Genomic DNA, 13039 nt, shown 5'->3' on the forward strand with positions numbered 1-13039 from the left:
GTACATATAAATATTGATATAATATATAATCTTAAAAAATTTATCAGAAATAAATATGAACGATTTATTTATAAGCACAATTTTTGGATGCGAAGATTTATTAGAAAAAGAACTAAATATTTTAGGGGCTACAAATTTAAAATTGATTAAAGGAGGTATATATTGCAGTGTAAATAAACATGTATTATATAACATCTTAATGTGGAGTAGAATTGCATCACGTGTTTTTTTATGTATAAAAAATTTTTCTATCCAAAATTCTAATGATTTATATACCAATATTTATAATATTGAATGGAATACAATATTTCATCATAATGATACCTTTATGATTCGTTTTAAAGGAACGAATAATATTATTCGTAATACTTTATTTGGAACGTTTATCATTAAAGATGCTATTATGGACTATTTTTATAAAAAAGAATTCTTTAGACCAATTGTAAACCGTGTTTCTGCCGATATCTGTATAACAGCATTTTTATTTAAAAATGTCGTTCATATTATGTTAAATCTTAGTGGAGATGCCTTACATCAAAGAGGATATTCTAAAATATCAAAAAATATCACTCCTATTAAAGAAAATCTAGGAATGGCAATAGTATTAAGATCGGGATGGAATTTTAAATCTCTCTTAATTGATCCTATGTGTGGATCCGGAACTTTACTAATCGAAGCGGCGATGTTCTCTTCGGATAGAGCTCCTGGTTTAAAAAGAAAAAAATGGGGTTTTCAAAATTGGAAAAACCATGATAAAAAAATATGGGAAAATACACAAAAAGAAGCATTATACAAATTTGAAATAGGTATTAAAACTTGTAAACAAATATTTTTAGGTTATGACTATAATAAAAATTGCATAAAAGAAGCTAAAATACATGCACTGAATGCAGGAGTAGATGGTATTATTCAATTTTCTCAAAAAAATATAAATGATTTTAAAAATATTTTTGAAAAAAACCATAAAGGTACTATATTAAGCAATCCCCCATATGGAGAGAGACATAAGACAAAAAATCAAGTCGCTGCATTATATATACAAATAGGATTTGTATCACAAAAACATTTTCACCAATGGAATATATCAATATTTAGTTCTTCTATATATTTATTAAATTTTATACAAATGCCATTTTATAAAAAATTTTTTTATAAAAATGGACCGTTAAATTGTATACAAAGAAACTATATTGCTTCCTCTAGTTCTGATGATACATGTATAAATGAATATAAAAATAGGTTAAATAAAAATTTCAAAAAATTTAAAAAATGGAAATTTTTGAATAATATAGATTGTTTCCGCGTATATAACGCTGATTTACCTAATTATAATATTATAATAGATCTTTACAAAAACTGGATGGTTATTCAAGAGTATGAAGCTCCTAAAGAAATAAACCCTGAATATGCGCATAAGCGATTATGTCAATCTGTTTATTATGCTAAAAAAATATTATCCATTCCAATAAATAATATAATATTAAAATTAAGAAAAAAACAAAAAAAAGGAAAACAATATGAGAAATTTCATCATAATAATAATTTTTTTGAAATTCAAGAGTATAATTTAAAATTTTTAGTAAATTTAACAGATTATTTAGACACAGGTATATTTTTTGATAAAAGACTAATTAGAAAACTAATAACAAATATTTCTTATGGAAAAGATTTTTTAAATCTTTTTTCTTACACAGGTACTGCCAGTGTAGCTGCTGCATCAGGAGGAGCGAGAAGTACAACTACCATAGATATCTCTAAAACATATATAAAATGGTCAATGAAAAATATGTCAATCAATCATTTTACAAGTAACAATCATATTTTTATACAACAAGATTGTTTAGATTGGTTGAAAATTAGTAATAAAAAATTTGACCTAATTTTTGTAAATCCCCCTACATTTTCTAATTCAAAAAAAATGAAAAAATTTTTTTATTTAAAAAAAGATTATCTTATATTAATGATACATTTAAAAAAAATTTTAAAAAATGATGGAAAAATTATTTTTTCTAGTTCAACGCATAATTTTGATATTAATATAAAACATTTAAATGCTATTAAATTATATGCAAAAAATATTACTAAAAAAATAACACCACAAGATATGATAAAGAATATACATGTACATCATTCTTGGTTAATTACACATATATAATAATAAAAGGATAAAAATAATGTCTCTTATTCAAATGAAAAACGCTTATCTATCTTTTGGTACTCTAGAAATATTAAATAATGCTACACTTTATATTAATGAAAATGAAAAAATTTGCTTGATTGGAAAAAATGGAGCAGGAAAATCTACTTTATTAAATATCATCAAAAAAAAACAAGATCTAGATCGAGGTGATGTATTATATAAAAAAGATATTCAAATAGCATTTTTACAACAAAAACATTTTAATTATAGCAATATTTCCGTATATAATTTTATTATCAATCAATTGAAAAAAAAAATAAAAAATAATTTGCCAGAGAATTTACATGATAATCCAATAAAATTAAACATTGATCATATTGTTCAAATCGAAAAGATAATTAATACAATAAAAATTGAAAAAAATACTCTTCTTTCATCTTTATCTGGAGGATTGTTAAGAAAAGTAATTATTGCCGGCACCTTGGTACAAGAACCTGATATACTCTTATTGGATGAACCTACAAATCATTTAGATATCGAAACAATTCAATGGCTTGAAAAATTTTTAAAAAATTTTTCTGGCAGCGTACTATTTGTGTCACACGATCGATCTTTTATTCAAAATGTTTCTACTCGAATTATTGATCTTGATCGCGGAAAATTAATCTCTTGGCCAGGAAACTATAAAAATTTTTTAATATTAAAAAAAGAAAGTAATCGTATTGAAACAATTCATAAAAAATTGTTTGATCATAATTTAGATATTGAAGAGAAATGGATTAAAAAAGGTATAAAAGCTCGATGCACACGGAATGAAGGTAGAATAAAAAAAATAAAAATACTAAGAGAAACTCAGGCTAACTATAAAAAAATAGAAAATATAAAAAATATTAATATTAACCAAATACATACTTACATAGGAAAAATTATTTTTAAATTAAAAAAAATCAATATCATCATCAATAATAAAACTATTATTAGAGATTTTTCTGAAACTATACAGAATGGTGATAAAATTGGATTAATTGGAAATAATGGATGTGGTAAAAGTACTTTAATAAAAGTTATATTAGGGCAAATACAACCTAATAACGGACAGATATATAAAACACCAGGAACAAATATTGCATACTTTGATCAAAATAGAGCAACATTAAATCCGAATAAATCAATTTTAGATAATATCGATTGTGGGCAAGAAAAAATTACTTTAAATGGAAAAGAACAATATTTAATAGGATACTTAAAAAAATTTTTGTTTCAACCAAATAAATTAAACATTTTAATAAAAACTTTATCAGGTGGTGAATGTAATAGATTGTTACTAGCACGACTTTTCCTAAAACCAAGTAATGTTTTAATTCTAGATGAACCGACTAATGACTTAGATTTAGATACATTAGAGCTATTAGAAAAAATAATTATTGACTATACCGGAACAGTTATAATTGTTAGTCATGATAGAAAATTTATTAAAAATACAGTCAATAAATATTGGGTTTTTAGGGAAAACGGAAATATTAGTTCTTATCTTGACAATTATAAATTTTTTAAAAAAGACAATAAACACATTAATATCAGTAAAAAAAATAAAGAAAAAAAACTTTCTAAAAATACTAACAAAAAAAATAAATATAATATAATACACCATAAAAAAAATAAAAAAGATATTAATCTTATCTTGCATGAAATAGAAAAGATAGAATTAAAAATTAAAACATTACAAAATCAATTAAATCAACCAAACTTTTTCAAAAAACCTATTGCAGAAAAACTTCCTATTCTAGAACAATTACAGAAATATGAAAAAAATCTACAAAAAAACATTAACAATTGGGAAAGTTTAGAAAAAAGTATTGGTTAAAAATATTTTAATGATATAAACATTATTTTTAAAATTTAAAATATATTTTCAAAAATTTTTAATAAAAATATATTTATATTATTATTTTATTCATACATTGTATAGAACAACAATTAGAAAAACGAATACTACACCTATGGCACTGAATAAAAAGACGATGACATTTATGATGTGCACAATTAGTATAAGTATCTTCTTTTCTATGACATTGTTGACATTTAGATATTACATCATGAGAAATTTTCTCGCTCATACGATAATCAAAAACAAACATTTTTCCTTTAAAAAAAATTGGTAAATTATTTTTTTTAGCATGACTAACATAACCAATAATACCCCCTTCTATATGATAAATGTTTTTAAAACCGTGAAATTTCATCCATGCTGTTGCTTTTTCACAACGAATGCCACCGGTACAATACATTATAATATTTTTATGTTTTGCATAATCTAACGATTTTATTATTAGCTGAAGTTGTTCACGAAAAGTGTTACTTTTGATATTAATCGCTCCCTCAAAGTGTCCTATTTTATATTCATAATAATTTCGCATATCTACTAATATTGTGTTTGAATTTTTTATCATTGCATTCACTTCAGGAGCTTGTAGATATATACCGGTATCATAGGGATCAAAAGTAGTATTCTTTATTCCATCTGCTACAATATTTTTTTTTATTTTAATAGACAGAACCCAAAATGATTGACCAATATCATTCAGCGCTTTATTAATACGTATATTTTTTAATGAACTATTAGAACTTTGTATTATTTTATTTACAATATCATAAAATTTTACAGGAATACTAATTTGTGCATTTATTCCTTCGTTTGCAATGTAAACTCTTCCTAAAACATGATATTTAAAAAATTTTTTATAAATATTATCACGATATTTTTGTATATTTACAATATTAAAGTACTTATAAAAAGAAATTGTAATACGAGGTTGTTGTGAAAATAAAAAACGTTTTTTTAATTCAGCTTTAGAGATACGATTATGCAAAATTAACATTTTAATATATGCCTATAATTAATTGTATTTAAATATATTAGTATTTTTAAAAATTAGATTATATAAAGCATTTTATAAAAAATATTTATTTTCTATGTTTCTGAGAAGCATAAATAAATTTTTTTATATGACAAGACAATTTTTGATATATTTTTTTAAGTCGTATAAAATTTTCTTTTTCTTTTTCTATAATACTTTTCGGTGCATTCTGTAAAAATTTTTCATTTATTATTTTTTTTTGACTTTTTTGCATATATATTTCTATTTTAGATATCTCTTTTTTTAAACGTTTTAATTCTAAATTAATATCTATAACTTGTAATATAGGTACAATTAATTCTACTCCATCAATAATTTTTTTAATTGATAAAGGATCATTATGTTTTTTATCTAAAATATCTATGCTTTTTATATAAACAATTTTTTTTAAAAATAACATGTTCTCTTCAATAATAATTTTTTTTTCATATGAAATATTATACACTAATAAAGGTAACAATTTTGATGAACTAATATTCATAGTATTCCGAATATTTCTGAGAAAAATAATTATTTTTTTAATCCAACAAACACTATATAAAACTTTTAAATCTAACAATTTTGGTTCATATTGTGGAAAAGATTGTAACATAATTGTATTATTTTTAATTTTTTTAATTATTTTTATATTTTGCCAAATTGTTTCTGTGATAAACGGAATTATGGGATGAGCTAATCTTAATAAAGATTCTAATATATATACTAGCATATTTTTAGTGGTGTTAATTTCTAAAGATGTGCCATTTTGAATAATTATTTTAGAAAACTCTAAATACCAATCACAAAAAGTATTCCAAATAAAATCATACAAAGTATTAGCCGCTATATCAAAACGATAAGTATCTATAGATTCTCGATAAAGTTTTACTGTATTATTAAATTCTACTAACACCCACCGATTAAATAATAAAATATTTTTTTTTATGCATATATTACAAAAATCATGATTCTTGGTATGCATTAAAACAAAACGACTAGCATTCCAGAGTTTATTACAAAAATTACGATATCCTTTTAACCTATTCATATCCCAATGTATATCGCGCGTATTAGATGCTAATGCTGCAAATGTAAATCGTAATGCATCTGTACCAGTTGATTCAATACCGGTAGGGAATTTTTTTATTGTATCTTTGCGTATCATATTAATGATATTGGGTTGAATTAAATTTTTAGTTCTTTTAGCAATTAATTCTGATAAAGAAATTCCATCTATCATATCTATTGGATCAATAACATTGCCTTTAGATTTAGACATTTTTTGACCTTTTTCATCACGAATTAATCCTGTTATATAAACAGTTTTAAATGGTACTTGTGGCTTCCCTTGTGCATCTTTCATAAAATACATAGTTAACATGATCATACGAGAAATCCAAAAAAAAATAATATCAAAACCGCTGATTAATACATTTGTAGAATGAAATGTTTTTAATAATTTATTTTTTTTAGGCCATCCTAAACTAGAAAATGTCCATAATGCTGAAGAAAACCATGTATCTAATACATCTTTTTCTTGTGTTAAAATAATCTCATTGGATAATTTATTTTTTTTTCGTATTTCTTTTTCATTTCTTCCAACATAAATATTTTTTTTATTATCATACCAAATAGGAATACGGTGCCCCCACCATAACTGCCTTGAAATACACCAATCCTCAATATTATTCATCCAAGAAAAATACATTCTTGTATATTGTTTTGGTATAAATTGTATTTCTTTATTTTTTACTGCATTAATAGCATTTTTTGATAATTCTGATGTTTTTAAATACCATTGATTAGTTAACATTGGAATAATTATAACTCCACTACGATCACTATAAGGAATTACAATATCAGATTCTTCTATTTTAACTAAACAACCAATTTTTTTTATTTCTTCAATAACTTTGTCTCTAGCAGATAAAATATCTAAATCTTGAAAATCTAAAGGAATAAAAGAATCATAAATATTCGATTTTATACCCTGATAATCATAAATATCAGATTGTTTTTTAATTTTTCCATCAAAAGTAAAAATATTAATCATAGGTAATTTATGACGATAACCTACTTGATAATCATGAAAATCATGAGCAGGAGTAATTTTTACACAACCAGTACCTTTATCTAAAATTGCATGTTTATCAGAAATTATAGGAATAATACGATTAATTAAAGGTACAATAACATATTGACCGATTAAATGATTATGATGATGATCATTTGGATTTATAGCTATAGCTGTGTCACCGAATAAAGTTTCTGGTCGTGTTGTCGCTACTACTAAATTTTTTATATTATTATCCACAAGAGAATTTTTATAAATAATCGAGTAAGAAATAAACCATTTTTTTCCTTTAATTGTTTTATGTTCTACTTCTAAATCTGAAACAACTGTTTCTAAATTCGAATCCCAATGTACTAATCTTTTTTTTTGGTAAATAAATTGATTGTTATATAAAATAATAAAAGCTTCTTTAACCGCTAGAGAAATATCTGGATCTAAAGTAAATTTTTCAAGATCCCAATCTACTGAATTTCCTAAACGACGCATCTGCTGTGTAATAAGAGTGCTAGATTCACTTTTCCATAACCATATTTTTTTAATAAAATCATCTCTATTATAATCTTTTTTACTTTTTTTCTCTTCTAATTTTATTTTACGTTCAACTAAGATTTGAGTTGCTATTCCAGCATGATCTGTACCTACTTGCCATAACGTGTTTTTCCCTTGCATTCTATTATAACGAATCAGTATATCCATAAGAGTTTGTTGAAAAGCATGACCCATATGCAAGCTTCCCGTAATATTAGGAGGTGGCATCATAATACAAAAACTCTCTTTTTCTAAATTATTATTGGGTTTGAAATATCCATTTTTTTCCCAAAGATCATATAATGATCTTTCAATCAATTGAGGATTATAAATTTTTTCCATCATTTCTTACTGCGTTCTGTATGAAAGGCAATATTGCCAAATACTTAAAATATTATTAATTAATATTTTAAAATTCATTGAATAATTTTGATTGATTTAACAAAAATTGACATAATAATTCCACTGGTCGACCTGTAGCTCCTGTTTTAATGCTAGATCTCCAAGCAGTACCTGCAATATCTAAATGTGCCCACTGATATTTACCAATAAACTGTGAAAGAAAAAAAGCCGCAGTACTAGCGCCTGCCTCACTTTTACCTATATTCGACAAATCCGCTATATTAGAAAATAACTCTTTTTTGTATTCTCTAAATAATGGTAATTGCCATATTTTGTCACTAGTTTGAACGGAAGCATGGATTAATTGAGAAGATAACTCTTTATCGTTTGAAAATAAACCACTAGCATAACTACCTAATGCCACAACACATGCTCCTGTTAATGTTGCGATATCAATAACAATATCTGGAGAAAATTTTGTAACATAAGTTAAAACATCACATAATACTAAACGACCTTCTGCATCAGTATTTAATATTTCTACTGTTTTGCCTGACATTGTAGTTAATACATCTCCCGGTCTAAAAGCATTACCACCAGGCATATTTTCACAACCTGCTAATATTCCTATAATAGTTAAAGGTAATTTTAAATCAGCTGCCATAATCATCGACCCATAAACGGATGCAGCGCCACACATATCATATTTCATTTCGTGCATACGATATGATGGTTTGATGGATATACCACCAGAATCAAATGTTACTCCTTTACCAATTAACGCAATAACTTTATTATTTTTTATTTGATTATTAGAATATTTGATTATAGACATTATTGGTTTATTTTTAGATCCACGACTCACTGCAAGATAAGCATTCATACCTAATTTTTGCATATCTTTATCATTAATTAATTCAACCTCAATGTTATCGGTGTATTTTTGAGATAATCTTTGAGATTTTTTAGATAAATATAAAGGATTGCATATATTAGGTGGAAGATTACTTATATCTTTAGCAGCTCTTACACCTTTATCAATAGATAAAGCATGATTCAAACCAAGTTCTGCTTTAATAAAATCACATTTATCTAATATATGTAAACATATTAATTCAAAATTTTCATTTCTTTCAATAAGACTATTTACCTTTTTAATATTATATAAAGATTCTGTTATGTTTTTTATAAATATTCTTACCATCCAATATATATTAATATTTTTAATATATAATTCAGAAAAACAATATAATATATTTTTTATAGAATTTTTTTTCAGTATCTTTATGCTCTTTATTAATATTTTTTTAAAATTTTTTCTATTTAAATTCGATTTTTCACCGCAACCTACTAAAAGAATTCTTTTAGCAGAAATATTTGGTGTATTATATAATAAAAGTGTTTGTCCTATTTTTCCTGAAATATCGCCCAATTTTATTAATGAAAGAATATATCCATTAGTACACTGATCTAAATATTTCGCCGAAATGCTTAGTTGATTTTGTTCAAATATACCCACTATAATGCAATCTACACATTGCGTATTTAATTGATAATTATCTATTAAAAATTTCATATAATTTCTCTGTATAAATCTATCCTATCAATCTAAAAGTAAATAAAATAATTATGCATAATAAATATGATAATTTATCATATAATAAAAAAATAATTATAATTTATATTTCTTATTTATTAATAAAAATTAATATTTCATTTTTAGTGAAAATAATATAATTGTTAAAATTTTATAGTTATGTTACTTTTTAAAAATAATTATATATAAAAAGATTATTACATAATAAACTATTTATATATTAAATAAATAAAAAAATTATTGCGTATACTATAAAAAATAATTTATCACATAAAATATTCTTTTATTATATATTTACTTGAATAATATAGGAAAACCTATGAACACTCTTTATCAACGTCATTGTTTAAGATTAATGAATATTACTTCTCAAGAGCTAAAGAATGTTATTATGTTGGCAAAAAAGTTAAAAAAAAATAAAAAAAATAAAGAAGAAAAAAAACTACTAAAAGAAAAAAATATTGCTTTAATTTTTGAAAAAGAATCTACACGTACACGATGTTCTTTTGAAGTAGCCGCTTTCGATCAAGGGGCTCATGTTACATATCTTGGACCTGGAAGCACGCATCTCGGAACAAAAGAATCTATAGAAGATACTGCAAAAGTATTAAGTCGTTTATACGATGGTATTGAGTATCGCGGTCATAGTCATAAAACAATAGAAACGCTTTCAAAATATTCTACAGTGCCTGTCTGGAATGGATTAACTGATACATTTCATCCAACACAATTAATTGCAGATTTGTTAACTATAACAGAAATAATGCCTAATAAATTGTTTTGTGAAATAAAATGCGCATATGTCGGTGATGCCCGTAATAATATGGGAAATAGTTTTTTAGAAGCGGCTTCATTAGTAGGATTGGATTTAAGATTAGTTGCTCCAAAAGAATGTTGGCCAGACAAAAATCTTTTTATTGTATGTCAAAAAAAAGCTCTAAAAAATAATGGTAAAATTATTTGTACTGAAAATATTTCAGAAGGAGTTAAAGATGTAGATTTCATTTATACTGATGTCTGGGTATCTATGGGGGAAATAGAAACAGTATGGCAAAAAAGAATAAAATTATTAAAAAAATATCAAGTAAATCAATCAATGCTTCATCTCAGTAATAATAAAAACATAAAAATATTACATTGCTTACCAGCTTTACATAATCAAAAAACAAAAATAGGAAAATCAATGTTGAAAAAATATGGATTGGAAAAAGGTATGGAAATTACTGATGATGTTTTTCAAGAGAATGAAAACATTATTTTTGAACAAGCAGAAAATAGATTACATACTATAAAATCTTTAATGATATCGACTTTATTAAAAAATATTAATTTATAATCATTATTAATGATATGCAAACATATTATTCTTTATATAAAAAATTAAGAATCTTTTTAAAAATAAAATATTATATACGCATACTTTCTCGGATTTTTATATGATATGAACATCTGCTATTATCTTTTCTGACATTATCAAGGAAAAATAAAAATTGAGAAATTCATTATATAAAAAAAATATTATTTCCATAAATGATTTGCAACGTAGTGAATTAGAATTAGTTTTAAAAAAATCTGCTATTCTTAAAAAAAACCCACAACCTAATTTATTAAAAAACAAAATCATTGCTAGTTGTTTTTTTGAAGCATCAACACGTACAAGATTATCTTTTGAAACTGCTATTTATCGTTTAGGAGCATCAATAATAGGATTTTCTGATAGTAATAATATTTCTTTAAAAAAAAAAGGAGAAACATTAGCAGATACTATTGCAGTAATTAGTTCTTATGCCGATGCAATTATTATTCGGCATCCGCAAGAAGGATCTGCACGTTTAGCTACAGAACACTCCAATGGAGTACCAATCTTTAATGCTGGAGACGGATCAAATCAGCATCCTACACAAACACTACTAGATTTATTTACGATTCAGGAAACTCAAACGAGATTGGATCATTTAAATATTGCTATGGTCGGTGATCTTAAATATGGACGCACGGTACACTCATTAACACAAGCATTAGCAAAGTTTCAAAATAATCAATTTTTTTTTATTTCACCAGATGCTTTAAGTATGCCTAGCTATATTAATGATATGCTGTGCAAAAAAGAAATACATTGGAAGAAATACCATAATCTTGAAGATATTATTTCTGAAATAGATATTCTGTACATGACAAGAATTCAAAAAGAAAGATTAGATTCTACTGAATATGCTAATGCTAAATCTAAATTTGTACTACATGCTGCTACTTTAAAACATGCACGCAATAATCTAAAAATATTACATCCATTACCTCGTATAGACGAAATTAATTATGATGTTGATCATACACCATATGCTTGGTATTTTAAACAAGCAGAAAATGGTATTTATGCGCGTCAGGCTATATTATCACTCGTATTAATAGAAAAACACATATAAAAGATTGTATATCAATGAACAAATTACAGGTAGAAGCTATTAGAACAGGAAGTGTTATTGACCATATTCCAGCACATATTGGCTTTAAACTTCTCTCATTATTTAGACTCACTGAAACCGAAAAACGCATCACAATAGGTTTTAACTTACCATCTAAAAAATTAGGGAAAAAAGATATCATAAAAATTGAAAATACCTTTTTAAGTGATGATCAAATTAATCAATTAGCTATTTATGCTCCATGTGCCTCTGTAAATTATATTAATCAATATAACGTAGTCGGAAAAATTTTTCCTCATTTACCAAAACAAATAAAACGCATTTTAATTTGTCCAAATACTAATTGTATCAGTCATAATCAAGCAGCTATTTCTAATTTTACATTAATAAAAGATAAGCATAACAATATGAATTTAAAATGTAAATATTGTGAAAAAGAATTTGATAAAAATATCGTTTTATCGTATTAATAATACTATTCTTGTATACAAATTTTAAATAAAAGTGATAATTTATGAGCTATATAATAGATACTAAAAATGCCCCTCATGCTATTGGACCATATTCACAAGCAATAAAAATAGATAATTTTTTAATTATCTCTGGACAAATACCTATTGATATAAAATCTCAAAAAATACCAAAAAATATAAAAGAACAAACAAATATTGTATTAAAAAATATTCAATCTATTATTCATGCAGCAGGCTTAGAAGTTAAAGATATTATTAAAACAACTATTTTTTTAACTGATCTTAAAAACATGCATATTGTGAATGATATATATAAAAAATTTTTTATAGAAAACAAAGCAAATTTTCCTGCACGATCTTGTGTGGAAATTAGTGCTCTTCCTAAAGATGCAGATATTGAAATTGAAGCTATGGCATATTTGATAAAAAATTAAAATATGTATTTAACAAAAAAATTTATTTATATTATGTGTATAACATAAAATGTTTTATATGTAGTATATAAGATTATTATTTATATAATAAATATGCCGCAAAGCGGCATAAAAAATCTTATATTTTTTTG

At 24.4% G+C, this 13039-nt stretch carries 9 protein-coding genes; 6 read left to right on the plus strand and 3 right to left on the minus strand.

Annotated features, from left to right (window positions below; translation table 11 throughout):
• Positions 1-55 precede the first annotated feature (55 nt).
• Positions 56-2155, plus strand: a complete 2100-nt coding sequence (gene rlmKL, locus AB4W59_RS01605) for a bifunctional 23S rRNA (guanine(2069)-N(7))-methyltransferase RlmK/23S rRNA (guanine(2445)-N(2))-methyltransferase RlmL (protein WP_367672923.1) — start codon at positions 56-58, stop codon at positions 2153-2155.
• A 19-nt stretch (positions 2156-2174) separates the two neighbouring features.
• The gene (locus tag AB4W59_RS01610) at positions 2175-4004 is read left to right on the plus strand and encodes an ATP-binding cassette domain-containing protein (RefSeq protein ID WP_367672924.1); all 1830 of its coding nucleotides are present in this window, start codon (positions 2175-2177) and stop codon (positions 4002-4004) included.
• Between the two features lie 73 nt (positions 4005-4077).
• On the opposite strand, the gene AB4W59_RS01615 is transcribed toward AB4W59_RS01610, so the two are convergent.
• The 3 genes from AB4W59_RS01615 to AB4W59_RS01625 all read right to left on the minus strand — a co-directional run bounded on the left by AB4W59_RS01615 (position 4078) and on the right by AB4W59_RS01625 (position 9557).
• Positions 4078-5019: a rhodanese-related sulfurtransferase gene (locus AB4W59_RS01615; RefSeq protein WP_367672925.1), complete on the minus strand. Its 942-nt coding sequence runs from the start codon at positions 5017-5019 to the stop codon at positions 4078-4080.
• Between the two features lie 85 nt (positions 5020-5104).
• Positions 5105-7984: a valine--tRNA ligase gene (locus tag AB4W59_RS01620; protein WP_367672926.1), complete on the minus strand. Its 2880-nt coding sequence runs from the start codon at positions 7982-7984 to the stop codon at positions 5105-5107.
• Positions 7985-8048: 64 nt separating this feature from the next.
• Positions 8049-9557: a leucyl aminopeptidase gene (locus AB4W59_RS01625; protein ID WP_367672927.1), complete on the minus strand. Its 1509-nt coding sequence runs from the start codon at positions 9555-9557 to the stop codon at positions 8049-8051.
• 340 nt (positions 9558-9897) lie between these two features.
• On the opposite strand from AB4W59_RS01625, the gene argF reads away from it, so the two are divergent.
• From argF to AB4W59_RS01645, 4 genes are all read left to right on the plus strand, one after another.
• Positions 9898-10914 (plus strand): ornithine carbamoyltransferase, encoded by a 1017-nt coding sequence (gene argF / locus AB4W59_RS01630; RefSeq protein ID WP_367672928.1) that lies wholly within the window; start codon positions 9898-9900, stop codon positions 10912-10914.
• A gap of 154 nt (positions 10915-11068) precedes the next feature.
• Positions 11069-12001 carry an aspartate carbamoyltransferase gene (gene pyrB, locus AB4W59_RS01635; RefSeq protein WP_367672929.1) on the plus strand — a complete coding sequence of 311 codons (933 nt, stop codon included), beginning with the start codon at positions 11069-11071 and terminating at the stop codon, positions 11999-12001.
• Between the two features lie 14 nt (positions 12002-12015).
• The gene (gene pyrI, locus AB4W59_RS01640) at positions 12016-12471 is read left to right on the plus strand and encodes an aspartate carbamoyltransferase regulatory subunit (protein WP_367672930.1); all 456 of its coding nucleotides are present in this window, start codon (positions 12016-12018) and stop codon (positions 12469-12471) included.
• Between the two features lie 44 nt (positions 12472-12515).
• Positions 12516-12908, plus strand: a complete 393-nt coding sequence (locus AB4W59_RS01645) for a Rid family detoxifying hydrolase (protein ID WP_367672931.1) — start codon at positions 12516-12518, stop codon at positions 12906-12908.
• The last annotated feature ends 131 nt before the right edge of the window (positions 12909-13039 follow it).

Source organism: Buchnera aphidicola (Cavariella theobaldi) (genome assembly GCF_964059165.1).
Taxonomy (GTDB): domain Bacteria; phylum Pseudomonadota; class Gammaproteobacteria; order Enterobacterales; family Enterobacteriaceae; genus Buchnera; species Buchnera aphidicola_BO.